The organism is Streptomyces palmae, from assembly GCF_004684805.1.
Classification (GTDB): domain Bacteria; phylum Actinomycetota; class Actinomycetes; order Streptomycetales; family Streptomycetaceae; genus Streptomyces; species Streptomyces palmae.
Map to the genome: position 1 here is coordinate 37,814 of NZ_SRID01000004.1, position 24,409 is coordinate 62,222.

The 24,409-nt window shown below is 71.4% G+C and carries 21 protein-coding genes and 1 pseudogene; 10 read left to right on the plus strand and 12 right to left on the minus strand.

Annotation, left to right across the window (positions count from 1 at the left end):
• The first annotated feature begins 181 nt into the window (after positions 1-181).
• Positions 182-721, plus strand: coding sequence for a DUF6817 domain-containing protein (locus E4099_RS01185; RefSeq protein WP_135336981.1), 540 nt, complete (start codon positions 182-184; stop codon positions 719-721).
• A gap of 178 nt (positions 722-899) precedes the next feature.
• Here E4099_RS01185 and E4099_RS01190 read toward each other — a convergent pair whose 3' ends face one another.
• Entirely contained in the window at positions 900-2,288 is a 1,389-nt protein-coding gene (locus E4099_RS01190) for a vanadium-dependent haloperoxidase (RefSeq protein WP_245244470.1), read from the minus strand.
• 485 nt (positions 2,289-2,773) lie between these two features.
• On the opposite strand from E4099_RS01190, the gene E4099_RS01195 reads away from it, so the two are divergent.
• Positions 2,774-3,682: a universal stress protein gene (locus tag E4099_RS01195; RefSeq protein WP_342451895.1), complete on the plus strand. Its 909-nt coding sequence runs from the start codon at positions 2,774-2,776 to the stop codon at positions 3,680-3,682.
• A 179-nt stretch (positions 3,683-3,861) separates the two neighbouring features.
• Here the strand turns inward: E4099_RS01195 and E4099_RS01200 are convergent, their stop codons facing one another.
• From E4099_RS01200 to E4099_RS01210, 3 genes are all read right to left on the minus strand, one after another.
• Positions 3,862-4,203: a GNAT family N-acetyltransferase gene (locus E4099_RS01200; protein WP_135336982.1), complete on the minus strand. Its 342-nt coding sequence runs from the start codon at positions 4,201-4,203 to the stop codon at positions 3,862-3,864.
• Positions 4,204-4,902: 699 nt separating this feature from the next.
• On the minus strand, positions 4,903-5,982 hold the full coding sequence (locus tag E4099_RS01205; RefSeq protein ID WP_245244471.1) for an amidohydrolase family protein: 1,080 nt from the start codon (positions 5,980-5,982) through the stop codon (positions 4,903-4,905).
• 258 nt (positions 5,983-6,240) lie between these two features.
• A complete protein-coding gene (locus tag E4099_RS01210; protein ID WP_135336984.1) occupies positions 6,241-7,068 on the minus strand; it encodes a class I SAM-dependent methyltransferase in 828 nt (275 codons plus the stop codon).
• 73 nt (positions 7,069-7,141) lie between these two features.
• Between E4099_RS01210 and E4099_RS01215 the strand changes: the two genes are divergently transcribed.
• On the plus strand, positions 7,142-7,744 hold the full coding sequence (locus E4099_RS01215) for a TetR/AcrR family transcriptional regulator (protein ID WP_135336985.1): 603 nt from the start codon (positions 7,142-7,144) through the stop codon (positions 7,742-7,744).
• 134 nt (positions 7,745-7,878) lie between these two features.
• Entirely contained in the window at positions 7,879-8,184 is a 306-nt protein-coding gene (locus tag E4099_RS01220) for a DUF7677 family protein (protein WP_135336986.1), read from the plus strand.
• Between the two features lie 25 nt (positions 8,185-8,209).
• Here the strand turns inward: E4099_RS01220 and E4099_RS01225 are convergent.
• Positions 8,210-8,970: pseudogene (locus E4099_RS01225) on the minus strand (IS5 family transposase).
• Positions 8,971-9,028: 58 nt separating this feature from the next.
• Positions 9,029-9,496, minus strand: a complete 468-nt coding sequence (locus E4099_RS01230; RefSeq protein ID WP_245244472.1) for a MerR family transcriptional regulator — start codon at positions 9,494-9,496, stop codon at positions 9,029-9,031.
• 79 nt (positions 9,497-9,575) lie between these two features.
• On the opposite strand from E4099_RS01230, the gene E4099_RS01235 reads away from it, so the two are divergent.
• Complete coding sequence (locus E4099_RS01235) at positions 9,576-11,033, plus strand: MFS transporter (RefSeq protein ID WP_135336988.1); 1,458 nt, start codon at positions 9,576-9,578, stop codon at positions 11,031-11,033.
• Between the two features lie 84 nt (positions 11,034-11,117).
• On the opposite strand, the gene E4099_RS32780 is transcribed toward E4099_RS01235, so the two are convergent.
• Entirely contained in the window at positions 11,118-11,267 is a 150-nt protein-coding gene (locus tag E4099_RS32780; protein WP_167828252.1) for a hypothetical protein, read from the minus strand.
• 548 nt (positions 11,268-11,815) lie between these two features.
• Between E4099_RS32780 and E4099_RS01245 the strand changes: the two genes are divergently transcribed.
• Positions 11,816-12,451 carry an HAD family hydrolase gene (locus E4099_RS01245; RefSeq protein ID WP_135336990.1) on the plus strand — a complete coding sequence of 212 codons (636 nt, stop codon included), beginning with the start codon at positions 11,816-11,818 and terminating at the stop codon, positions 12,449-12,451.
• 60 nt (positions 12,452-12,511) lie between these two features.
• On the opposite strand, the gene E4099_RS01250 is transcribed toward E4099_RS01245, so the two are convergent.
• The 3 genes from E4099_RS01250 to E4099_RS01260 are packed head-to-tail and all read right to left on the minus strand — an operon-like array spanning position 12,512 to position 17,273.
• Complete coding sequence (locus E4099_RS01250; protein WP_135336991.1) at positions 12,512-13,858, minus strand: MFS transporter; 1,347 nt, start codon at positions 13,856-13,858, stop codon at positions 12,512-12,514.
• The gene (locus E4099_RS01255) at positions 13,855-15,867 is read right to left on the minus strand and encodes a PEP/pyruvate-binding domain-containing protein (protein WP_135336992.1); all 2,013 of its coding nucleotides are present in this window, start codon (positions 15,865-15,867) and stop codon (positions 13,855-13,857) included. The genes E4099_RS01250 and E4099_RS01255 overlap by 4 nt, the downstream gene beginning before the upstream one ends.
• On the minus strand, positions 15,864-17,273 hold the full coding sequence (locus tag E4099_RS01260; protein WP_135336993.1) for an ATP-grasp domain-containing protein: 1,410 nt from the start codon (positions 17,271-17,273) through the stop codon (positions 15,864-15,866). Before E4099_RS01260 ends, E4099_RS01255 begins: the two co-directional genes overlap by 4 nt.
• A 385-nt stretch (positions 17,274-17,658) precedes the next feature.
• Between E4099_RS01260 and E4099_RS01265 the strand changes: the two genes are divergently transcribed.
• Together E4099_RS01265 and E4099_RS01270 are read left to right on the plus strand one after the other, a co-directional pair.
• Entirely contained in the window at positions 17,659-18,954 is a 1,296-nt protein-coding gene (locus tag E4099_RS01265) for a PAS domain S-box protein (protein WP_135336994.1), read from the plus strand.
• A 106-nt stretch (positions 18,955-19,060) separates the two neighbouring features.
• Positions 19,061-20,629: an AMP-binding protein gene (locus E4099_RS01270; protein ID WP_135336995.1), complete on the plus strand. Its 1,569-nt coding sequence runs from the start codon at positions 19,061-19,063 to the stop codon at positions 20,627-20,629.
• Positions 20,630-20,739: 110 nt separating this feature from the next.
• On the opposite strand, the gene E4099_RS01275 is transcribed toward E4099_RS01270, so the two are convergent.
• The gene (locus E4099_RS01275; RefSeq protein WP_135336996.1) at positions 20,740-21,201 is read right to left on the minus strand and encodes a VOC family protein; all 462 of its coding nucleotides are present in this window, start codon (positions 21,199-21,201) and stop codon (positions 20,740-20,742) included.
• The gene (locus tag E4099_RS01280) at positions 21,198-21,785 is read right to left on the minus strand and encodes a DinB family protein (RefSeq protein ID WP_135336997.1); all 588 of its coding nucleotides are present in this window, start codon (positions 21,783-21,785) and stop codon (positions 21,198-21,200) included. Before E4099_RS01280 ends, E4099_RS01275 begins: the two co-directional genes overlap by 4 nt.
• Positions 21,786-21,847: 62 nt before the next feature.
• On the opposite strand from E4099_RS01280, the gene E4099_RS01285 reads away from it, so the two are divergent.
• Positions 21,848-22,846, plus strand: coding sequence for a helix-turn-helix transcriptional regulator (locus E4099_RS01285; RefSeq protein ID WP_135336998.1), 999 nt, complete (start codon positions 21,848-21,850; stop codon positions 22,844-22,846).
• 396 nt (positions 22,847-23,242) lie between these two features.
• On the plus strand, positions 23,243-24,409 hold a 1,167-nt coding region (locus E4099_RS01290), incomplete at its 3' end, for a serine/threonine-protein kinase (RefSeq protein ID WP_245244473.1).

Genomic DNA, 24,409 nt, shown 5'->3' on the forward strand with positions numbered 1-24,409 from the left:
GGGCGAACGGACCTTGCCACCTGCCGGTGCCGGGACGCCGAGGGGGCAGGGCGGCGGCGCCGAGGTGCGGGCCACCACCGCGGCGAAGGGGCTCGATCCGGCCACTCCTGGCTGTCTCCGGTCTTAAGATCAGGGGCTGTTGGGGATCATACGGCGACCCGTTCGGACAGGTGATGGTGGGATGACCGCGGAAGCACTGGCGATCTTGAAGGCGGCCGGAGCGGAAGGCATCGAGCACCCCGGCGGAACACTGATGGCGCATCTGCGGCGGGTCAGCGCGCTTCTCGCCTCGTGGGGTGCTCGCCCGGCGCTGGTGTCGGCCGGGCTGTGTCACGCGTTCTACGGGACCGACGGGTTCCCGGTGGCGCTGCTGGACCTGGAACGCCGGGCGGAGCTGGTGGAGGCGATCGGCGCCGAAGCCGAGGAGCTCGTCTACTTCTACGCCTCCTGCGACCGCGCGTCCTCCCACCCCGGACTGACCGACGAGCCGAGTACCTTCGTGGACCGGTTCACCGGCGCACGGACGCGGCCGAGTATCGAAGCCCGTCGGGATTTCGCCGAACTCACCGCCGCCAACGAACTGGACATCCTCGCGGTGAGCCCGCAGGCCCGCGTCCGCTACGGCGCGGACCTGCGCGACCTGTTCACCCGATGGCGCCCACTGCTGTCGGAGCCGGCCCGCGCGCACTGCCGCAGCGTGCTGGGTGAGCCGGACCACTGACCCCACCACGGCCACACAGCCGGCACCGCGCATCGACGTGGGTGCCGGCGCATCGGCGAAGGCTCACCGATGGTCTTCGACCGGCAGCGACCTGGCCTGCCCGGTCGACCCGGGGCCGGCGAGCGCCCGCCTACCCGTCGCGGTGGCGGGCGCTGCCTGCCGGGGCGCCGTGGGTGCGCTACGAGCCCGCGGCGCGCATGGTGTGGCTGAAGACCCAGGTGGCGACGTTCTCCCCGAGCGCCAGTCCGTCACTCGCGTCCCACGGGTAGTGGACGCCGAGCCAGAGCCTGCTGTCCGCCTCCTCGCGCGCGGCCTGGCTGAAGCTGGTGAACGTGCGGGTCTTCACCGGAGACCTGGGCTCGTCGGTCGAGGCCGTGAAGGTGATGTTGTCGGTCTTGAAGTACTGCCGCATGATCCCCGCCCACGCGGCAGCGAAGGCGGCGTGACCGGACGCCCACGCCGGGAAGCACGGCGTCGTACCCGACAGCGGCTTCCAGCCGGTGTCCCCCAGACCCTCGCGGATGGCCGAGACCGGACGCCAGAGGTCGATCGGCGTCTGGTACTTGACGTCCCACTCGGCGATGGCCGAGTCCGCCATCGCGACCGAGACCAGTGCGAACAGCCGGGCGTTCTGGTACGGGGTCAGCCCCCGGTCCCGGGAGACCCGGGCAGTGATGTCGAGCAGCTGCCCCGGCGGCTTGTAGGTGCCGTTGGCGTCGTTGGCCCAGAACCAGGCCGCCGCGGTCTGGTCGGTGGTGCGCGTCGTGGAGTTCTCGGCGCCCAGGGAACGCACCTGCTCCACCTGCGCGGCGTAGGAGGGACTGGCGAGCAGGCTGTCGTACGAGGAGTACGTCCCCGGTGTCGACGGACGGTACTGGGAGCCGGAGGTCAGCGCCCACGGCTTGACCTTGCCCCACTCGGGGGTGGAGGCGTCGCTCGCCCGGGTGCACCCCGGGTCCGGAAGGTCGGGGTAGCTGGTGGGCAGCCAGGCACCGGGCTTGCCGTCGGCGGTGTACGCGGTCTGGTTCTCCGAGCCGTCGGCGTTGCGGAAGTTCCACATGTTGGTGACGATCGGTTTGACCACGGTCGCGTCGAGGAGGTCGAAGTCCGTGGGGTTGGTGCCGAACCGCTCCTTGAACTTGTTGTCCAGATAGGTCGTCTGGTCGGGAAACAGCTTGAGCAGGATGTTGTAGGCGGTGCGGCCGATCAACCGCTCCTCCTCGCCCGGACCCTCCAGCAGCGCCGGGTAGTTGATCGCCTGGAGGTAGGGGTCGGAGGTCATGGTGTGCCAGCGGAGCTGGTAGGAGCTCTCGGCGTCGTAGATCGCCGCGTTCATCTCGGCCGCGGCCCGCGAGATCGGGCCCGGCGGACCTCCGGCCGTCCTGATCGCGCCGAGGAGTACGTTGTTCCAGTACAGGACCGGGTCACCGGTGTAGTTGGGGGCCGCCGAGGCCGACTGCGGGGTGAGGGCGAGCGCGCCCGCCGCCGTGGCGATCACGGTGGTGAGGGTCACCGCCTTGGCGCGCAGGGATCCGCGTCTTCTTCTTCTTCTTCCCATGCGGAACATGCGGAACAGTTCCTCTCTGCCGATGTGTTTCGGTACGGAGGTGCTGTGCCTTGCGCGGGGCATTCTAGGCTCGGGCCCCTTCGGAGCACATCGGTGCCGGACGGCGGTCCGAACCGGCCGACTTCGGACCGGTCCCGCCCCGGTCCCCGCTCCTTCGGTCGACCGGGACACCATCCGCCGGGGACCTCCGGCGCCCGCGCGGGCCCTTGTCCCCGGCGGACGACCGCGCCTCGGACGCGGGCGGCAAGGTGACAGCGGACTCGGATGGCGTACGCGCCGTCGCCCATCCGGATGAGCGGGGCACTCCCCGGCGAGCGATCGCCACTGCTGCCGTTCGACGAGTCGTCGCCACCGCTGCCGTTGCCGCCGGCAACCCCTATCCTCGGTGACCCAGATAAGGTGAACGGACCTCACCCTGGGGCCGTCCGGACCAGTGGCCAGGGACCAACGGCCCATGCGGGCCGAGCGGGCCATGGGAGAGGGTGGTGTTCCAAGGCATTGAGTACGTGGAGGCGACCATGACCAGCACCATCACCGTGGGACTCGACGGCTCGGACCACTCCCTGGCCGCGGCGGACTGGGCGGCGGACGAGGCCGCACGCCGCGGCGCGCGGCTGCGCTTGGTCCACGCCTGGCTGTGGAACCCCCTCGACGTCGCCGTGGCCGCCGACCCCGATGTGCAGCAGCGCTGGGCCCGAAGCGTCCTGCGGGACGGCGAGTCCCGGGTCCGCGCCAACCACCCCGAGCTGGACGTCGTCGCCGAGCTGCTGGCCGAGGACCCGGTGCCCGGGCTGGTCGCCGCAGGCGCCGAGACCGACCTGCTGGTCCTGGGCTCGCGCGGGTACGGCACCGTACTGGGCTACCTGCTCGGCTCGGTCTCCCTGCGGGTTCTGCGCCAGGCCACCCGGCCGGTCGTGGTGGCCCGTCCGCCCCGTACCGACGACGGGCCGCGCAAGCTCGACGAGGTAGTCGTCGGTGTCGGTCCCACCGGATCCAGGGACCGCGATGTCAACCCGGTCCTGGAGTTCGCCTTCGCGCAGGCGGCCGCCCGCGGTGCCACCCTGCGCGCCATCCGTGCCTGGACCATTCCTCCGGTCTTCGCCTGGAGCCCCGGCTCGATGATGCTGGCCGACGAGGCCGGCGGGCTCGAGCCCCGGCAGCGCCAGGAGCTGGCCGAGGCCCTGGAGCCGTGGCGCAAGGAATTCCCCCAGGTCGAGGTCGTCGAACACGTCGAGATCGGCTCCGCCCCGGAGGTCCTGGTCTCCAACAGCGGCCGGGCCGCCCTCATGGTCGTGGGGCAGCACAACCCCGGGGCCCGCATGCGGCGCGTGGGCTCCACCGTGCACGCCGTACTGCACCACGTCCCGGCCGCCGTGGCCGTCATCCCCAGCTGACCCCAGGTGGGCGGGCCCGCCGGGCCCGCCCACGGGTGGCAGATCCCCGCGGCCGGCTACCGCGGACCCAGGTCCCGGGCGCTGCCGCGGAGGCGGCGGCAGCGCTGAGCCGATGTCAGGACCGCCGTCGTCTGCCCCGGCGGCAGCACCCGTACCGGCTACGTCGTCGCCGGCAGACCTCAGCGCCGCAGTTCGCCGTCCAGCCAGCTCAGGATCTCGGGGGTCACCGGATCGGTGATGTCGGCGAACTCCTCGTGCTTCTTGAGGAACTTGGCCACGTACGGGCAGACGGGGACGATCCGCTTCCCGGAGGCGCGTACATCGGTCAGGGCCTGCTCGACGAGGATGGAGGCGAGGCCCTGACCGGCGTAGCTGTCGTCGATCTCGGTGTGGAAGAAGACCCTGCGGTCCTCGCGGTCGCGGTAGGCGGTGAGGCCGGCGCGCTGCGCGTCGACCAGGATCTCGTAGCGGTGGCGGGCGTCGGCGCGGTGGACGACGGGGGCGGTGGCCTGCTCGCTCATGGTGGGCCTTTCGGTGGGCGATTCGGTGGCGGGGCGGATTGCCGCGCGGGGTGAGGACGGCGCTGGGAAGGTGGGGCGCGGAGGCGGTCATCGGGGTACTCGTCGACGTGCCCCAAGCGGTCGGAGTCCTTCTCCCAACTCGGTGCGGGCCTCGATGAGGTCCTCGTGGCCGCGGACTGCGGTTTCTTCCCAGGTCAGAGGCCTGGTGGGCCATCTGCGGTCAGCATAACGCCAGCAGGTGCCCGGTCTGTTCCGGCGGACGGGCGGACGTTGCGGGACACCGTTCTCCACCCGGGCGGTACCCGCTCCGGTGCTCACCGAGGCCGTGCCGGCGGCGCCGGCCTACCAGGCCCGGCTACCATCCGATTGACGGCAGCCTCAGGCCGTCCCGGACACCGCGGCCCCGCGGGCGCTGCCGATCGACGTTGCGTTTCATGCCGACCGCCTACGTCCTGCGCGGTCTGGCGTGCGCGCGGTGAGAGTCCGCCCGCCCGGCAAGGCCACTGGGCCGGCATCGTCGGCTTCGACGGCACCCTGGCCGACACCGGCGAGCTGCACCTCGGTGCTGTCCACCACGCCCTGACCGACGCGGCGTCACCGTCCCGCGCGCCTGCCCGGCCTACGGGAACACTGACGAAGGCATCGTCGCGGCCCGCACCGCCGGCATGTACGTCATCGACGTGCGGGCCTGACCCGGCATCAGGGTCGGCGGGTGGCGGGGGACCGCCGGGAACCCGTGCTGGTGGCCAGCTTCGGCAGGAGGCGGAGTACGTTGTCGCGGTTGATGCCCCGGCGCTGGCGGTCGCTGATGGCGGGGTCCTTCTCGAAGGACGGCACGGCGATGTTGGCGACGGTGTCGGCGGGGGTGGCGGGCCAGTCGGTCCCGAAGACGATCCGGCCGGGGTCCACGGTGGCCATCAGGGTGCCCGCCGGGGACATGGGGCCGGCGGTGTCGTAGTAGAAGCGGTGCAGGTAGTCCCGTACCCGGGAGGGCTCGACAGGCGGGGTGCAAGACCTTCCCTGGGCCTCCAGACGGGTGGCGATGTGCGGGAGGAACCCGCCGGCGTGCGGCAGGGTAATCGACACGCGAGGGTAGCGGTCGAGGGTCCGATGGAGGATCAGGTTGGCCGCGGCACGCGTGGTGTCCAGGAGGAAGTCGCACATGAAGTTGGGAAGACCGGGGACGGTGGGGGCGTCCGGCGCGGCGCCCGGCAGATCGTTGGGGTGCGTGACGACCACCGCGGAGCGTTCGTCGAGTTCGGCGAAGAGGCGATCGTAGGAAGGATCGCCGAGGTAGACACCGTTGTGGTTGGCCTGGACGCACACACCGACGGCCCCGAGCTTGTCCAGGCCCTCCCGCAGGGCCCACCGTGATACGTCGAGATCCTCCAGGAACACGGGCGCGAGGAAGGCGAAACGACCGGGGTGGGCGCTCGCCAGCTCGGACATCGCCCGGAAGAGGATGGTGGTGCCTTCCCGCATCTGCGCCGCGGAGCGGTACCGGCCTGGCGCCGTGGGTCTGAGGACAGCCGTGGCGATACCGGAACGGTCCATCAGCTTGAGCGTGGCATCGAGATCCCAGTGCGCGACGGGCGGCAGCTTCGCCCGCCGCACCAGTCCTTGCCTCTCGGCCCAGTCCACCCACTGCGGGGCGGTGTAGTGGTGGTGGAGGTCGATCCGTGCCCGGCGCGCGTCGTCGGTGCCGCCGGCCTCCAGGGGCGGGGCCGCGTTGTCCCCCTTGTGCGCCTCGGCCTTGCAGGCGAAGGCGGTGCTGGACACCAGCGCACCGCCGGCAGTGAGCAGGCCCCGCCTGGCGAGAGTCCTACGCTTGTCCCACATCCTGCTCCCCTGATCCCATGGAGTCCGCTCGTGGCACCCCAGGGTGCACCGGCCGGGCGCCCGATGTGCTTCGGCGTGCCCTGGGCGGGGGCGGGATTCCTCCGGTCGGCCGCAGCGCTCCGGCCGACCGGCCCATACCCGCCGCGGCGAGCCCCGCCGGGCACCTTCTCGGGGTATCCGGTGGGATGAGCACGTGACTCAGGGAGTGCCGACGAGCACGGCGGTCGCGGCCAGGGTCGTGTAGTGCATCGTGAAGCGCCCGCCCAAGGAGTCGATGGCCTCCCCGACCGCATCCAGTATTTCGGCCAGCTGATCGGGGTGGAGCCGGGTGAGGCCGCCGGTGGTGGGTAGCAGGCCCAGCCATTGGTCGCGCGTGTAGGACTGCTCCCAGTCGAATCGCCACTGTTCCGGATCGTCGAACCGTTCGGTCGCCCGGATCGCGTCGGCGAACTTCGCGTATCCCGCCTGGTAGAGGCCAAGTGGGCGTCGCGCCGGTTGACCGCTGAGCGGGGAGTCGGGCGCCACCCGCCGCAAGGCAGCGGCGAACGGTTCGGCCACCTCGGCAGGCGGCTCGTACACGTGCCCGAAGATCGCCAGCCGTCCCCCTGGGCGCAGCACACGGGCGGCCTTCGCGGTGCCGGCGACCGGATCCACCCAGTGCCACGACTGGGCGGCGATGACCGTGTCGAACGTCCGGTCGGCCGGCTGCCAGGTTTCGAAGGCCGCCACCTCGACCTCCAGGCCACGGGCGCGCGCGAAGTCGGCCATCCGCGCATCGGGCTCGACGCCGAGCACGGCGCACCCGGCGGCTTGGAACTGCCGGGCCGCGATGCCGGTGCCGCAGCCGATGTCGAGCACGTCGGGCCCGGGGCTCCCTGCGACGATCCGGGCCACCAGTGCGTCGGGGTAGCGAGGCCGGGCCTGGTCGTAGCGTGGGGCGTCCACGCCGAACGACTCGGCCGTCCGCCGGGCCTCATGCGGCTCCGCTGAGGATGGGTCTGGGTGTTCTCGCGGTAAGGTGGGCATGCGCCCACCTTAGTGGGCGCATGCCCACTAAGCAACGGAAGCCATCGGGCCGACCGCACGAGAGGATCTGCGAGTGCCGACTGGGGTGCACCTCCGCGACGCGCGGCAGCAACTGTTCGAGGCTGCCGAACGCGTGCTTCTGCGGGACGGGCCGAACGGGCTGACCAGCCGGGCCGTCACCGACGAGGCAGGCTGCGCCAAAGGCGTCTTGCATCGGCACTTCAGCGACTTCGACGCCTTCCTCACCGACCTCGTGCTCGACCGGGCCGCGCAGCTCGAGACACAGGCGAGGGCGTTGCGCGAGTCCGCCGGAACCGGCACGGTGGCCGACAACCTCGCCAGCGCGCTGACCACCCTGTTCGGACCGATTCCGGTGGCCGTCATCCCGCTCATCACCTTCCGGGACGAGCTGCGCAGACGGCTGCGGCAAGCCAGGCCAGGAGGAGGCATCGCGATCCTGGCCCAGGCCTCGACCGCGGTCTCCGCCTATCTGGCCGACGAGCGTGACCTGGGCCGCATCGCGGCCGACGCCGACATCGACTCACTCACCCTCTCCCTGGTCGGCGGCGGGCACCTCCTGTTCGCGGACCGCGACTCCGGCCCGCCGACCACGGCCGCCGTCGACAAGCTCGTGACAGCGATCATCGCCGACGCCGTGCAACGACGACCGATCTAGGTATTGCGGGACAGCACGTTGCTGGCGCTGGTAGGACGGGGCGGCCCGCTTGTGACCAGGGAGGGTCTTCTCGGCTAGGGCTTGTCGTCAAAAGATCTTGCTGAGACGGTGCGGAGGTCGTGCATGATGCGTGCGTGGGACATCTCTCTGTCGACGTGCGCGCTTCGCTTCGGCTGTTCGCCTTCTACTTGGCCAACGGCACCATCGACGTTGAGTTGCTCGATGGGTTCGACTACCGGTCGACCGTCTTTCACTCCGGCTCGTCGCTGGAGCAGGTCTTCGCGATCTACGGCAATGTGCTGCAAGTTGACGCAGACGGCATGGTGCTCAATGACGGGGATGCGCAGTACCGGGTCGCGCAGTGGATCCGGGCGTGCTGCGACCCGAGCTATCGGGTCGAGCCGCCGTTCGAAGCCTGGGAGACCGAACTCCATCTTTGAGGACCACTCGCTCGTCGCCGGGACATCACGTCCACATCAGGAACGAGGCGAGTGTGACCGCGGCTTGGTAGGACTCAGCAGTCTTGTCGTAGCGGGTGGCGAGGCCGCGCCACTGTTTCAGCCGGTTGAAGCACCGCTCCACCACGTTGCGCCGCTTGTACAAGTCCCAGTCGAACGCTGGCGGGCGGCCGCCGGCGCTTCCAGGTACGGATCGCCTTGGAGCTGTAGCCCTTGTCGCCGATGACGTGGTCCGGTCGTATCCGGGGTCGTCCCGGCCCGGTTCGGGGAAACCGGATCGCGTCCATCGCGGCGGTGAACTGAGGCGCAGTCGTTGATGTTCCCGCCCGTCAGCGCAAACGCGAGCGGCCGGCCCAAGCCGTCGCAGGCCAGGTGGATCTTGCTGGTCAGTCTGCCTCGGAACCGGCCTAGGGCAGGATTCGGGGCCCCTTCTTTTCGGGCTCCGGCGGCGTGCTGGTGGGCTCGGACGATGGTGGAGTCGACCGACACCAGCCAGTCGATGTCACCGGCCGCGTCGGCCTGCGCTTGCGCGGTCTGGAGCATCCGCTCGAACCTGCCGTCCGCCGCCCACCGGCGAAAACGAGTGTGGAGACTGGCCCACGATCCGTACCGCTCGGGCACGTCCCGCCAAGCGACCTCAGTGCGGAACTTCCACACGATCCCGTTGAGCACCATCCGGTCATCCAGACGCGGCCGCCCCAGCACGGACCTGGGCAACAACGGCTGCACAAGTTCCCACTCGGCATCGGACAGTTCATGGCGACGTATCACCCCAACGTGATCCACAACTCGGGATCACGTTGGCGACAAGCCCTGGGCCGGGGACTCAGGGGGCGCTGGAAGGGCCGCGGGGGGCCCAGAGTCGATCGGCGTCGCCGGCAGCGAGACGGCCTCGGTAGATGTCGACCTTGTGGGCGATGAGCTTCAGGTTCTCCTGGAGTTCGGCGATCCCGGCGAGCACGTGGTCAAGGTGCGCCTCCAGCAAGTCCAACCGCTCGTCTTCGTTGCCCCGGCCTGCCGCGACGAGCTCGGCATAGCGGCGGATGCCCTTGATGGGCATGCCGGTTGCCCGCAGCCTGGTGCAGATGGTGATCCACTCCAGGTCGAGCTGGTGGTAGCGCCGCCGACCGCCGTGGGTGCGATCGACCGGGGTGACGACCAGCCCGGCGCGTTCGTAGTAGCGCAGGGTGTGCACGCTGAGCCCGGTACGGCGGGCGGCCTCACCGATGCTCAGGCCCACCGGCGGAATGGCATGAACGGGCCCGGAGTTCGGCTGCGGATTGACCTCGACCACGCTCGAAATCCTAGCTTCGTGGTCAGTCACCCAGAACCCCTCACTGCCGGTCATCGGCAGTGCTACCGATGGGATCCGTATGCCCGAACTCAGCCGACGTCGCCGACTTGGGGTGCTCGCGATCTGCTGCGCCAGCGTTGTCGTCGTGGTGATGGACATCTCCATCGTCAACGTCGCGCTGCCGTCGATACGCCGTGACCTGCACGCCTCGGTGTCCGGTCTCCAGTGGACGGTCGATGCGTACACCCTGGTGTTGGCCAGCTTCCTGGTGCTGGCCGGGTCCACCGCCGACCGGGTCGGCCGGCGACGCGTCTTCCAGGTGGGCTTGGCCGTGTTCGGTCTCGGCTCGCTGCTGTGCGGCCTCGCGCCGAGCCTCGGCTGGCTGATCGCCGCCCGTGCGCTGCAGGCCGTCGGCGGCACGATGCTCAACCCGGTGGCGATGGCAATCGTCGTCACCACCTTCCCCGACCCGGCCGAGCGCGCCCGGGCCATCGGCACCTTCGGCTCGATGACCGGCCTGTCGCTCGCGCTCGGCCCGATCCTGGGCGGCACCTTGGTCGACAGCCTCGGCTGGCACGCCATCTTCTGGATCAATGTGCCGATCGTGGCCGTCGCGCTGGTGTGCACCGCGCTGTTCGTGCCCGAGTCCCGGGCCTCCCGGGCACGCCGCTTCGACCCGATAGGCCAGACCCTGATGTTCCTTGTGCTGGGAGGTGTCGTCTTCGCAATCACCGAGTCCGGGCGGTCGGGCTGGGCCGCGCCGGGCGTATGGGGACCGCTCGCCGCAGCCGTGGCCGGCGCGCTGGGCCTGCTGGGCTATGAACAGCGCCGTGTCGATCCGCTGCTGGAGCTGCGCCTGTTTCGCAGTGTGCCGTTCAGCTCGGCGATCGTCATGGCGCTGTTCGCTCTGTGTGCCTTCAGCGCGTTCCTGTTCGTGACCACTCAGTATCTACAGGAGGTGCGTGGCCTGTCGGCGCTGGCGGCTGGGCTGTGCCTGCTTCCGGTCGGGGCGCTGGTCGTGGTGCTCTCCCCTGTCACCGGCCGACTGGTCGGCGCGCGCGGTCCCCGGCTGCCACTGGTGGTCGCCGGAGGTGCGCTGGCCCTGGGCGGCGCCGCGTCGCTCTGGCTCGCACCGGCCACCCCGCTGGCGGTCGTGCTGGCGGTCTACCTGCTGTTCGGCGTCTTCCTGAGCACCGTCAACCCGCCGATCACCAACACAGCGGTGTCGGGCATGCCCCGCTCCATGGCTGGGGTGGCGACCTCGTTGGCCTCCGCCGGCCGCCAGACCGGCACCACCCTGGGCGTCGCGATCGCCGGAACGATCACGGGGCCGGCCCTGACCCACGGCGGAACGGCGTTCATCGACGCAGAGCGCGGCGTGTGGTGGATGGTGCTCGCTCTGGGCCTCGGCATCGTGGTCCTGGGGCTGCTCAGCACCGACCGCCGGGCCATGCACACCGCCGCGCGAGCGGCGGCACTGTTCGACGAGGTGGATCGTGGCGCGGATCTGCCAACCGGCCTCACCGGCCGCCGGTGATCCGCAAAGCCATGGCGGCATGCACCAGGACCGCCGTTGAACGGTCCTTCGGATGGTCTCCGGAAACGCCTACCGTGTGCTGGTTCACTCCCGAGCCATGAGCTCATGGAGGAGCGCGACAACGGCGGTGGCTACGGCGATCGCGGCTCCCAGCCCCGGGTGGTGAAGGACGGCGAATGCCGTGAGTCCTCCCACGAGCAGCAGCAGCACCATGCGGACGCTGATCTGGTCCATCGGAATCCCGCCCTCTCCAGGCGTCGAATCAATGCTTCCTGACCAGCGTCGATGCCCATCCCAGGGCGCTGACAGCCGCAGACGATCATTTATGAGATTCCACGGTCGCTGACAACCGTGGACCCTGGGCGGCACCCTGGGTTTACGGATTCTGACGTTCCCTTACGGCCGGGGGCGCGATGGCGGATGCCGGACTTACCGGACGGGCCGCCGCACACTCTCGACCGCGAACTTCACGCCCCGCACAAGCCGGCCACCGAGGCTCGGCTCGGAAGCTGAAGTCCATCGGTTCAAAGCCCTCTGGGGCGGAGCGCAAGGGTCCGGCCCCGGAGCGGAAGGTGGGGATTCGACCGGCAGTGCGTCACTGCCGGGCCACAGACCGCCGAACCCGGCCCCGACGACCGAACCCCTGGGCGGATAGGAGTGGGTCTTGAGGGGAAGCTCTCTCGAGCACGTGGAGTCCGAAGGGGCGCCCCGTGGCCTTATTTGTCAAGCACCTGACACGGGCATTCCGCATTGGGGCGCCGAAGAGAGAGGCACTGAACGCCATGAACAGACCCCCCTTCCGCGGCTTCCGCCGTACCGGTCTCGCGATTCTGGGCGCTGCGGTGGCCTCGGCCACGCTGGGTACCGCGGCGAGCGCGGCCGTGCCGCCGGACACCTCGCGCGCCGCTTCGGCCGGGGCGCGGACGGCAGCCGTGCGCGGGTGCGCCGTCGTCTACTTCGACCTGGGCGAGACCCTGGTGCACACGGACGAGGGCTCCCGCATCGGTTACATGCCGGGCGCGGCCGCCTATCTGCGCACGCTGCGGGAGCGGCACATCAAGGTCGGGCTGATCACCAACGTGCCGCCCTCCTGGGGCGAGACGGACGCCGAGCGTGCCGCCACTCTGAAGAAGGAGATCGACGGCGCCTGGAAGGGCTCGACCCCCTTCGCCTGGGAGGACTTCGGCGACCGGATCCTCACGCCACGCACCGAGGCGGAGCGCAAGCCGGCGCCCGCCCTGTGGGAGCGTGCCAAGACCCAGGCGCACGGCTGCCGGCTCGTCTACGAGGGAGAGACGGCCGAGGAGACCGACGTCGCGGCCTCCCTCGGTTACGTGGCCTACCAGACGGGCCGGCCCTCCCGCCCCGCCTACCTCCCGGCCGGCATGATCGAATGGCTGGCGCACGGCTCCCGCTGACGCGCTCGCACGGCTTCCCGCAAGCCCGCGCCCGAGGGAGAGCGCGGGCCTGAGCCCCTCCTAGACGGCAGCCTTGGGGCGCGCTTCCGACGTCCGCGGCTCCGCCGCCTCCCTGGGACGGCGCCGCGTCCGCTCGGCGCGCACCACCAGTTGGAACGCGCCGAGCAGCACCGCGGTCGCCAGGGCGCTGTGCCAGAGCAGGGCGTCCAGCCGTCCGGCGGAGAGGTAGGCGCCCACGGCGACGGCCGCCAGGGCGCACACCGCGCGGTCCACGATCGACTCGACCGACAGAAGCGTCGCCCGCGGGGCGTGGTCGGGCACGGCGTCGTTGACCAGCTTGCGCTGGATCGGGTACGCGAATCCGGCGGCGGCGGCGAACAGGCAGAGCAGGACCACGACCGTCCAGGACCCGCCGAGCGTGATGCCTGCCAGGGTGCCCGCGAGGGCGAGGCTGAGCACGGACACCCAGGCCACCGGGGAGAGCCGGCGGCCGAGCCACTGGGGGCGCGCCGAGCCCACGGCCTCCGCCACCGTCATGGCGGCGAGCACCCCGCCGTGTGAGGCCTCGCCGATGCCGTGGTCGAGCAGGATCGGCTGGAAGAGGTTGACCTGGCAGATCCTGGACAGCGTGAACACAGCCACGCCCTGCACCATCACCAGTGCCAGCCACGGCGAGGAGGCGAGGCAGCGCAGCGCGGCCTTCGCCTCGCCCGGCGAGCCGCCGCGCCCGCGCTTCGCGGCCCGGCCCCTTCCCGCGCGGCCCGGCGTGTCCGTACGCCGCGCCCCGGCGGGGACGGCCGCGCGGGGCAGGGCCATGACGCAGGCCAGGGAGCCTGCCGCGCTGAGGGCGCTCAGGACGTACGGCGCGGGATGGGCGAGGGCCATCAGCGGACCGACCAGTGGCCAGCACACGACCTTCGCGGCCAGTCCGAGCGCCCGGGCCGTGCCCTCCGCCCTCAGGTAGTGCTCCTGGCACCCCTCGGCACGCAGCCCGTCGTACAGGTAGGCGCTGGCCGCTCCCGAGGTGAGCGAGCGGCCGGCGGCGATGGCGAGGAAGTGGACCAGGAATCCGGTGTACGAGGCGCTGAAGACCGGGGCGAGATTCGCCGCGGTCATCACGACGGCGCCGGCCCGCAGGCAGTTGCGGGTGCCGATGCGGTCGGCGATCAGCCCGGTCGGGATCTCGAAGAGGCAGAAGGCCACATAGTAGATGCTCTGGATGCCGAAGATCTGCCCGTCGGAGAGTCCGGCGTCCTTCTGGTAGGCGTAGAACACCGGCATCCACCACAGCAGGTTGAACAGGAGCTGGAAGCCGTAGTTGAGCCGGATGATGCGACGGGCCGTGTCTGTCAGGGAGGTGGCCGCGGGCCGCCCGGCGGCCGCGGGGCGCGGGAGGCGGGGGCTCACAGCGCGTAGGGGCGGATCTGGACCAGGCGGAAGCCGCCCTGGTCGGTCAGCAGCCACTCGATGTCCAACGGGCCGTCCACCTCGGGCGCGCTGAAGTGGGACTGCAGCAGCCGCCCGGTCAGGGACAGGTCCGCGAGCCGGGCCCGCGTGGCGGCGGGAAGTCCCTCGCTCGAGGAACCGAGGGCGACGGTGCGCCCGCCGCCCTCGACGGTGTTGTAGAGGTACTGCTGCGGAAGGGTCTCACCCTCGACGACCTGTTCGGGCGAGCCCGGCGAACAGTTGAGGTAGACGTTGCGGAAGTCCTCGCGCCGGGTCGGGTCGCAGGTCACCAGGACGCCGCCGAGCGCGGCCGGGACGTACACCTGGATGATCACGCCCATGTACGTCTCGTCCAGGGAGATGCCCACCTGGTGACGGAGCCGTACGCTGCGCGGGGAGAGCAGCGAGGCCCACACCTGCCGCACGGCGTCGAGGAGTTCACCGGTGCCGCGCACGGCGGTGACGGAGTCGTAGACACCGGCCGCGGAGAAGCCCGGGAGGTCCTCGGCGTTGGAGGACGAGCGCACCACGAGCCGGCCGCCCGCGGCGAGCGGGGTGTGGCAGGCCCGCGTGATCTCCTGGGCGACGGGGTCGGGCATCGGGGTGTGCCGGATCAGGTGCTGGAGCTGCAGGCAGAGCGAGTCGAGCACCGCGGCGGCGTCGAGTTCGAGCGCCATCTTCAGCTTGCCGATGCCCTGCTGGAGCGCGGGGGAGGAGGTGAGGAAGCGGTGCATCAGGGAGAACGGCAGGGCGACACCCTCGGGGGCCTCGACGGTGTCGGCCACGAAGGAGGCCGCGGCCGCGCGGAGTTCCACGGCCGAGGGCGCGCGCAGGCCGAGCCGGGCCGCGAGGTGTCCGTACAGGTTCTCCCGCGGCGGGCGGGGGCGGCCGTAGAACGCGGTGAGGTCGGCGGTGCGGCTGTCGAGCACGTGGTGCAGCTCCCCGAGGTTGGCCGCCTTGGTGCCGTAGCGGTCCCGGTCGGCGCTGCGCAGCCGGTGCAGGGAGAGGACGGGCGCGTCCTCCAGGAACGGTGGTTCCAGCCGGATGCGCTGCTGGTGCCAGGCCGGGGCCCGCAGCTCCGGAACCTCTGCCAGCCGCTCCAGGACGATCTCGTCCTCGCACACCCGGTAGCGGACCCAGGCGCCGTCCAGATCCTCCTTCTCCACGAGCTGTTCCAGGTCGCGGATGATCGCGTTGGGGATGCCCCACCCGGAGGCGAGGACGTTGGTGTGGGAGAGCGGCGTGATGGGCATGGTGTTGATGAATCCAGCCACTCTCTGCACGCTGTCCGGCAGGCAGGGCATGGCGACGATGTCCGACCAGCCGAGCCCGCCTGCCGCTGCCTCGTACTCCTCGACGGTGCGGAAGTGGTGCAGCCGGCCCGTCGCGTCCCCGGGGTTGAGCGGCGTGCGGGTCCTGGTGCCGAAGAGCTGGTGGCTGAGAATGCGCGGCACCCGCTGCTCGCTGATCGCGGCGAGTTCTTCTTCCTGGCCGTGATTGGCCGGCTTGAGCAGGAGCGGCAGCCTGCCGTCGACGCGCTCGCGGACGAAGGAGTAGAAGAACTCCAGCAGCTCCCCGTGCATGGTGTCGGCCTCGGTCGTCTCCAGCACGAGGAAGGTGCGCTCACGGCCGTCCACGTCCTCGTCGGTGTGCAGGGAGAGCACCCCGAGCAGGAAGCGGCGTCCGGGGTCCATGTAGACGGACGCGTTGAACTCGTCCAGCGCGGAGTCGAGTTCGGCGACCTCCATGCCGAGGACACGGGTGGCGATGTAGTTGACGTGGAAGGGGTGCACGGCCGTGTCCAGCAGGTGCCAGGTGGACTCGGCGCGGTCGACGACGACCTTGAGGTACGGGTGGCCTGCCAGGACCCCGGAGAGTGTGCGGAACAGCGGCAGCGAGAGGTTCTCGCCGACGACCGTGCGATCGGTCGCGGGTTCCGCGATGTCGGTGGGGAGAGAGACGGTGCTCATGCGGGGACTCCCTCGGGCCGCGGCGCGGTGGACGCGGACTGGGCTACGGCGCACTCGGCGGGCGGCAGCACCCTGGGCAGCGCGTCTATCAGCGTCGTGAAGTCGCGGAGCACGGTGCGCGCGTCGGGGGCCGAGAGCAGACACAGGGCCGCCATCGTGTTGGCCCCGCCGGCAGGGTCGTAGACCGGCACGGTGCTGCCGTCCGGCAGTGAACTCTCCGGTACCACCGACAGAGTGCTGCCCTCGCTCAGCGTGACGGTCGCCCGCACCGCGGGGAAGTCCCACACCCGGCGGTCCCGCCAGGCCTCGCCGTGGCCGTCCACCGCGAGGACCACGAGGGAACCCGCGGCGCCTCGCGCCTGCTCGGGGCCCAGGGCACGCTCGGGCCAGTCGACCGGGCGGCCCAGGAGGTGGTCCACGAGCATGCCGACGAGGTCGAGTCCGAAGACCTCCTCGATCTGCGGGACGGTCATCGCGCCGCCGAGCCGGGCGGCCGTCTCGATCAGCCACATGCGTCCGTCGGCGCCGAGCTTGATCTCGGTGTGCGTGCCGCAGTCGCGCAGGCCGAGGGCGTCGACGGCGTCCCGGGCGAGGGCCACGACGCGGTCCTGGAGGTCCGCGGGAAGTAACGCGGGGGTGATGCCGGCCCGCTCGGTGAACGGCTCGATCGTCGGCATCCGGCCGCTGACGCAGACCGGACGGAAGACGCCGCCCGCCACGACGCCCTCGACACTGACGTAGTCGCCCCAGCCGGGCTCGTCGAACCACCAGGCGGCCTCGCCGGTCACGATCTCCTCGACCACGTAGTGCGCGTCGGCCTCGGCCACATGCAGTTCGGCGAAGCCCAGCTGGGCGGACTCGGCCATGGTCGCGCGCGAGCGCCGCCACGCGGCGTCGGCCTCCTGCGGGGAGCCGATGATCTGGTGGGCGGTGGAGCCCGCGCTCCAGGCCGCTTTCAGCAGCATGGGGACGGGCAGGGTGGCGGCGGCCTTGTGGAGGTCCGTCTCCGTGGTGACGGGGTGGAACGCGGGCTGCGGCAGGCCGTGCCGATGCCAGGTCTGCCGCATCCGCCGCTTGTCGCGGGCGAGCGCGGCGGCGCCTCCCGCCCCGGGGAGGCCGAGCGCCTCACACGCCTCGGCGACGGCCACGACCGCGTACTCGGAGAAGGTGAGAACGGCGTCCGCGCCCACGGCTTCGGCCCGCGAGACGATCAGCGCGACCAGGTCGGACCGCTGCGCTTCGGTCGGCCTCATGACCGAGGCGCACAGACTGCCCGCGGACGCGGCGACCGCCGGCGGAAGCTCGCTGAGCGCCAGCAGGTGCACGTCCGCTCTCGCCGCCGCCCGCGACAGGACATGGCCGAGCGGCGGACCACCCTTGGCGTGCACCAACAGCACTGTGCTCACGGAAGTTCGTCTCCTATCGAATCGCTGTGTCTTGTCCGGGGCGTCGAGAAGTGGCCCGGCCCCGCTGCACGACCGGTCGGCCCGGCTCGACCGGGCCCCGGGAGCAACCCGCGTAGAACGCGACGGGGTGCTGGCGGCGCATTCAAGAGAAGCAGACGGTGGACCCCGGAAACGCCCCCGGAGACGACCGCGCGGTCAGGCAAATGCCTGAGTCCCAGCCCTCTTCGGATGAGGAGGGAGGTTCTGGGGCCACATCTGGCGAGTTGTGCGGGGATGCGCTCACGCGCCGCGGTCGGCCGATAACCGAGCATGAGTGGGTCCGGCCCGGGATAGGCATCGCCACATCACCTTCCGCCGGCTGGCAGCACCCAGAGGAAAGGCAGTTGTGGACGATTCCGGTCTCAGAGCACTCCTGGAGCACCTCCCCGTGTGCTGGTGGGAGGCCGACGAACGGTCGCGCGTGGTGGAGTGGGGCGGCAGTGCCTTCGCCGACCTGTCCACCGCGCAGCGCTTCGTCGAGCGCGCGCGCCAGGAGATGTCCGCTCCGGGGCACCCCCTCGACGAGGATCACCGCCTGGTCCGGTTCGACGGCCGAACCTTCCATGTGCGCCGGCCCCCGGGCGAGAGCCCGGACCACGGCCGCACCCGCGGGCTGGCGGTGGAGACCGGCACCCAGCCGGGGGGCGGCCGCCGGTACGCCGCCTTCGCGGAATTCGCCGACTTCGCCCCGGCCGCGGCCTTCCTCCGCGACCGCGACGGCCGCTACTTATGGGCCAACCATTCCTACGCCCACCTCTACGGCACCACACCGGAGCGGATCGTCGGCAGCCGTATCGAGGACCTTGACACCCCCTCCGACGCCGCCCAGTTCCGCGCCCTGGACCAGGAGATACTCCGCCGGGGGAAGCCGGTACGCCACCATCTGAGCTATCACCGCGCGGACGGCAGCACGGGGCAGGCGGCGGGCCACCGCTTCCCCGTCCAGGAGAGCGGCGAGTCCTGCGTGGCCGGAATCTATGTGGACATCACCGAGCACGCCCGGGCGATGGACCAGCGCCGAGAGGCCGAGGAGCACCTGAAGGCACTGCGCGACCACAGCGGCCTGCCCTGCGCGCTGCTCTCGGTGGGCGGTCGTATCGAACAGGCCGGCACGGCCACCGCCGAACTGCTCAGGACACGCCTGTCCGACCTCATCGGCCGCCGCGCCCACACCCTGCTCGCCGCCACCCCCGACCTCCGCCCCCTGCGCCTCGCCTGGGAGGGGCTGATCACCCGCCGCATCAGACGGGCGGAGACCTCCGCCGTGCTCCTCGACGCCCAGGGACGCCAGCGCCGCACGCGGCTCCACCTGGCCACGGTGAACGGGCCCGCCGGCCGGGTCGCACACGTGTGGGCCGTCGTCACCCACCAGGGCATCGCCCACGAGGCCCACCCTCCGCTCACCGCCGCGCAGATCCGCATCCTGTCCCTCCTGGCAGGAGGCAGCACCAACGGCGAGATCGCCGCCTCGCTGGGGCTCTCCCGGCAGACGGTCGACTACCACCTCAGCCGGCTCCGAGCCCTGCTGGGCGCCGCGACCAGGCCCGCCCTCGTCGCCCGCGCCTACGTCCTCGGGATCCTCGGCCCCCACGCCTGGCCCCCGCGCCCGGCCACGGGAGGATCTTCCCGCCATGTCGGATGAATACCGGCTCCGGTGGCTCCGGTACCGCAGCGGACCCGTACGGCTCCGGTCGCCTCCCCGTTCGAAGGGGTTACCAGGGCCCGCCGGAGGCTCCATAGTGCGTTCCATGACCGACATCGACACGCGGGAAGAGAACGACACCGCACAGCTCGTGGACGCGTGGCTCGCCACCTACGCCGACGCGAGTGCCGACGCCGCCTGGCTGCTGTGCGACCGGCATCCGGCCGAGCGCATCGCGTTCACCTTCGTCGGACCCGATCTGACCGGCACCGACCTGACCTTCGGTGAACTCTCCGAGCGTTCCCGTCGGCTCGCGAGTCTGCTGCGTGCCCGGGGCGTCGGCGCCGGTGATCGCGTGGCGGTGCTGATGGGCAAGCGCCCGGGCCTCATCGTCACGCTCCTCGCCCTGTGGCGGCTGGGCGCCGTGCATGTGCCCCTGTTCACCGCGTTCGCCCATGGTGCGATCGCGGTTCGTGTCGAGGGCAGCGGCGCGCGACTGCTCGTCACGGAGGCTTCCCAGCGGACGAAGGTGGAGGGCATCGCCGGGCTCGACGTCCTCGAGATCGAGGGAATCGAGGCATCCCTCGCCGGCGTCGAGCCCCTGGTGGACCGCGTGGCCGTCGGTGGGGACGGACAACTGATCGAGATCTTCACCAGCGGCACCACGGGCAACCCGAAGGGCGTGCCGGTTCCGCTGCGCATGCTCGCGGCGGCCGAGAGCTATCTGCGTTTCTCCCTGGACCTGCGTGCGGAGGACGTCTACTGGAACGCGGCCGATCCGGGCTGGGCCTACGGGCTCTACTACGCGCTGCTGGGCCCGCTCGCCGCGGGCCGGCGGGCCTTGCTGAGCACCGCTCCCTTCTCCGCCGCGCACACCCTGGAGGTGATGCGCGCGTTCGGGGTGACGAACTTCGCGGGGGCACCGACGATGTACCGGGCCCTGCGTGCCGTCGGGGTACCAGGACGACTCCGGCTCCGCCGCGCGTCCTCGGCGGGGGAGCCGCTCGACCCGGACCTGACCGAGTTCGGAAGGGAGGTGCTCGGCGTCGGGATCCGGGACCACTACGGCCAGACCGAGCTGGGCATGGTGCTGTGCGACCACTGGCACCCGTCGATCGCCCGCGATCCGGTGCCCGGGTCCATGGGCCGCCCCCTGCCCGGCTTCGCCCTCGGGATCGTCGACGGCCAGATCGCTGTCGACACCGGGAACAGTCCGTTGGCGTGGTTCTCCGGATACGTGGGCGACCCTCGCCTGTCGCGGGACCGGTTCACCCCCGACGGCCGCTGGTACCTGACGTCCGACCTCGGGCGTCGGGACGACGACGGCAACTTCTTCTTCCGGTCCCGCAGTGACGACGTCATCCTGGCGGCCGGCTACCGGATCGGGCCCACAGACGTCGAGAACGTGCTCCTGCGGCACCCTGCGGTCCGTGAGGCGGCGGTTGTCGGACGGCCCGACCCGGACGGGGTCAGGGGCGAGCAGGTGGAGGCCTTCGTGGTCGTCGCCGACGGCGTCACCGCCGACGACGAGCTTGCCGACGCGCTCGCGCGGCACGTGCGGGACACCTACTCCAAGCACGCCTACCCCCGGCGGGTCCACTTCGTCGGGGAACTGCCGAAAACTCCGAGCGGCAAGCTGCGGCGCTACGTCCTGCGCCAGGCATCCGTCGATTAGGTCCTGTCCGGTCGATCACGCTGCACAGATCGTCTTCCTCGCCTACGCGCCATGTCGGCTGCCCCGGTCGCAGGACCGGCCGGGGCTTTCGCGACAACAGCCGGGCCACCTCAGTCCAGGCAGAACTCGTTGCCCTCCGGATCGGCCATCACGATGAAGCCGGCGCTCATCGGGGGAGCGGGCTCGTGGCGACGTACCCGCGTCGCTCCCAGCGCGACGAGCCGGTCGCACTCGGCCTCCAACGCCGCCATCCGCTCCTCTCCCCGCAGCGCGGGAGCCGCCCGGACGTCGAGGTGGACGCGGTTCTTGGCGACCTTGCCCTCCGGCACCTGCTGGAAGAACACTCGTGGGCCGTGCCCGTCCGGGTCCTCGATGGCCGATCTCGAGTTGCGCTGCTCTTCCGGTACGCCGACCCGCGCGAGGAAGTCGTCCCAGGCCGCCAGCGGGTCGGCGCCCTCGGGCAGGTCCACCCCGGGCGGGCCGGGGTGGACGTAGCCCAGTGCGTCGCGCCAGAAGGACGACAGCGCCCGCGGATCATGGGCGTCGAAGGTGATCTGGACGTGGCGGCTCATCGGGTGGCTCCGTTCGGCGCGGGCTGCGTGTGCCGGTAGAGGTCGCGCAGCAGACAGACCTCGGACAGGTGGTGGATCAGCTCGCGGTGGATGTGCAGCACCAGATCGGCCATGGACGCCTCGGGGAAGGGCTCCTTCTCACCGATGGGGGCCCGGAGCCCGGCGTCGCCGAGGCCGCGTACCCCGGCCAGCCAGATGTCGAGCTGGGCTTCGAGCTGGTCGAGCGCGGTGGCCGCGCTGCCGGCGTACTCCCAGCTCTCGTACGACGCCGCCGGCGCGCCGAAGTGCGCCGCGTTGCGCGTGGCGAGCACGCCGACGATGACGTGCCCGAGCCGCCAGGCGATCGTGGTGAAGGCCGCCGGGACCGGCTGCGGAATGGCGAAGTCGATGGTGAAGTCCCCGGCGCCCGCCTGGATGGGCGCCGTCGAGCTGCCGCGCGGCCCTACGCTCCAGGCGTCCGGCACCGGGGACCAGAAGTACTCGTCGTCGGTGAGGCCGTCGAGCCGGGGTCGGAGCTGATCGTTCCAGTGGGCCTCCCACTGCTCGCACAGCGTCCGGTTCCAGTCGAGTTCGTCTGTGTTCATGGAGCCACCCTGACACCTCAGGCGGACAGGATCGGTCCGCTATTTCTGGCATGGTGGGTGGCATGAACGTGGCAAGCGATACCGAGCTGGGGACGACGGAGCGGGTGCTCACCCTGCTCGGGCTGCTGCAGCAGCGTCCGGTCTGGACCGGCCCCGAACTCGCCGACCGGCTCGGGGTCACGCCGCGCACGGTACGGCGTGATGTCGAGCGGCTCCGCGTACTCGGCTATCCGGTGTACGCCGGCCAGGGGGTCGGCGGCGGCTACCGACTCGGCCCGGGGCGGGACCTGCCGCCTCTGCTTCTCGACGACCGGGAGGCGATCGCCACCGCGGTCTCGCTGCTCGCCGGCGCGGGTGGCGCGGTCGCCGGCGCCGGCGACGCCGCACTTCAGGCGCTGACCAAGCTGGACCAGGTACTGCCCACCCGGCTTCGGCACGAGGTGCGCGCGCTCTCCGACTCGGTGGAGTTCTTCGGCCAAGGCCGCACGCCCGTCGATCCCGAGGTGCTCATGACGCTGGCCAGAGCCTGCCGCGACGAGGTCGAGATAGGTTTCGACTACCCGTCAGGGGGCGAGGTGCGGCGTCGACGGGTCGAGCCCTACCGCCTGGTCGCCTCCGACCGCCGCTGGTACGTTCTCGCCTACGACCTCGATCGCGACGACTGGCGCAGCTTCCGCGTCGACCGGATGACGGACGCGTCCGCCCGGACCTGGCGCTTCCGCCCGCGCACGGCGCCCGACGCGGCGACCTACGTGCAGGAGGGTGTGGCGAGCCGCGTCTACCCGCACCAGGCGCGCTTCCTCGTGCACGCGTCGGCCGACACGGTGCGTGCGCAGATTCCGGCGTCGGCGGCCGTGGTACGGCGGCGGGGGAACGACCGCTGCGAGGTACTCAGCGGCGCCGCCAACCTCGACACCGTGCTCATCCACGTACTCCTGCTGGGGCACGAATTCGAGGTACTCGACCCTCCGGAGCTCGGGAGGCGCTGTCGGGTGCTGGCGGAGAGACTGCTGTCGGCCGGTGCGTCGATCCCACCGGTGCCGTACGGGGAGGAGTCATGAGCCTCGACCACCTCGGTGCCGACTGAGCCTGCGCCGCGTCAATGCCTGTGCCGTGACCCGGACTTGGTCCTCGTCATGCACCGACCGGTCCCGACCCCACAGGCCGATGACGCGGCAAACATCGTCGCGGGAGACCTTCCTGGCGGTCTCACGAGTGGCCCCTGATGAGGAGTCGGGCTTCGAGCTCGGCGATGCGGAGGTCGGGCCCGGGCACCTTCGAGGCGTTCACGGGGAGGCCGACCGACCGTCATCGGGGCGTCCGCGGTGTCTCCGCGGGTAAGGTTCGCGAGGCAGTCCGGCTGCTGGCTGCGGCCGCAGTGTCCACGGCGCGTCTGCCGACGGCGGCGCAGCCAGGGGAGCGGCCGTGCACGCAGCGGAGAAAGGGGGCACGGGGTGGTGCTGGAGGCGCTGAGGCCGGAAGACCCGCAACGGGTGGGCCGCTACCAGATCATGGCCAGGCTCGGTGCGGGCGGGATGGGCCAGGTCTATCTGGGGCGGTCGCCGGGCGCCCGCCCGGTCGCGGTGAAGGTGGTACGCCCCGACTTGGCCCGGGACGGTGAGTTCAGACGGCGCTTCGCCCGGGAGGTCGAGGCCGCCCGCCGGGTCAACGGCGCCTTCACCGCCGGGGTGGTCGACGCCGATCCGAACGGCTCCCCGGCCTGGCTGGCGACCGTCTACGTACCCGGCGTCTCGCTCGGCGAGGCAGTCGCCGAACACGGGCCCTGGCCTGCCCGATCCACCTTGGTGCTCGGCGCGGGACTCGCCGAGGCGCTGGAAGCGATCCATGCGGCTGACGTCATCCACCGCGATTTCAAGCCGTCCAACATCCTCCTGGCCAACGATGGCCCGCGAGTGATCGACTTCGGCATCTCGGTCGCCGGCGAGGCCTCGGTCCTGACCCACACCGGCATGGTGATCGGCACACCCGGCTTCATGTCGCCCGAACAGCTCACCGGCGACCACGTCGGGCCGGCCAGCGACGTCTTCTCCCTGGGCGCCATTTTGGCCTACACCGCCACCGGCATCGGTCCGTTCGGCACCGGGGCCCCGCATGCCCTGCACTACCGCGCCGTCCACGAGCAGCCCGATCTGGCGTCCCTGCCGCCCGAACTGCGCGAGGTGGTGTCCGCCTGCCTGGCCAAACAGCCCGACTCGCGCCCCACCGTCACCTCCCTCCTCGACCGGCTGGCCGCGGCCGGCGGCATAGCCGAGGAGGGGCGGACGAGCCCGGCCACACTTCTGCTGACCGATCCCCGCTGGATGCCCGCCACCGTCGCCGAGCTCGTCCAGGAACACGCCACGCGCGCTCTGCCGCCCGCCCCTTCGCCGCAGGCGAGTTCCACAGCGCCCACGACACCCGTCCAGAGCCTCACCGGGCAACCTGGGCCGGCCACCATCCCGGACACCGGTGAGCCCGCCTCGGGACAACAGCCGGCAACGGTCGCCACCCCCACCCAGCACACCCCCTCCTCCCGGCCTTTGATCACCCGGCGCCGCACCCTGCTCGCGGCGGTCGGCACGGCAGCCGCCGCCTTCACCGGCTGGAGACTTCTCGACGACACC

Coding starts and splice junctions, on each gene's coding strand:
- E4099_RS01185 (WP_135336981.1), top strand. CDS start 182: ATGACCGCGGAAGCACTGGCGATCTTGAAGGCGGCCGGAGCGGAAGGC.
- E4099_RS01190 (WP_245244470.1), bottom strand. CDS start 2,288: ATGTTCCGCATGGGAAGAAGAAGAAGAAGACGCGGATCCCTGCGCGCC.
- E4099_RS01200 (WP_135336982.1), bottom strand. CDS start 4,203: ATGAGCGAGCAGGCCACCGCCCCCGTCGTCCACCGCGCCGACGCCCGC.
- E4099_RS01210 (WP_135336984.1), bottom strand. CDS start 7,068: ATGCCCACCTTACCGCGAGAACACCCAGACCCATCCTCAGCGGAGCCG.
- E4099_RS01235 (WP_135336988.1), top strand. CDS start 9,576: ATGCCCGAACTCAGCCGACGTCGCCGACTTGGGGTGCTCGCGATCTGC.
- E4099_RS32780 (WP_167828252.1), bottom strand. CDS start 11,267: ATGGACCAGATCAGCGTCCGCATGGTGCTGCTGCTGCTCGTGGGAGGA.
- E4099_RS01245 (WP_135336990.1), top strand. CDS start 11,816: ATGAACAGACCCCCCTTCCGCGGCTTCCGCCGTACCGGTCTCGCGATT.
- E4099_RS01255 (WP_135336992.1), bottom strand. CDS start 15,867: ATGAGCACCGTCTCTCTCCCCACCGACATCGCGGAACCCGCGACCGAT.
- E4099_RS01270 (WP_135336995.1), top strand. CDS start 19,061: ATGACCGACATCGACACGCGGGAAGAGAACGACACCGCACAGCTCGTG.
- E4099_RS01275 (WP_135336996.1), bottom strand. CDS start 21,201: ATGAGCCGCCACGTCCAGATCACCTTCGACGCCCATGATCCGCGGGCG.
- E4099_RS01280 (WP_135336997.1), bottom strand. CDS start 21,785: ATGAACACAGACGAACTCGACTGGAACCGGACGCTGTGCGAGCAGTGG.
- E4099_RS01285 (WP_135336998.1), top strand. CDS start 21,848: ATGAACGTGGCAAGCGATACCGAGCTGGGGACGACGGAGCGGGTGCTC.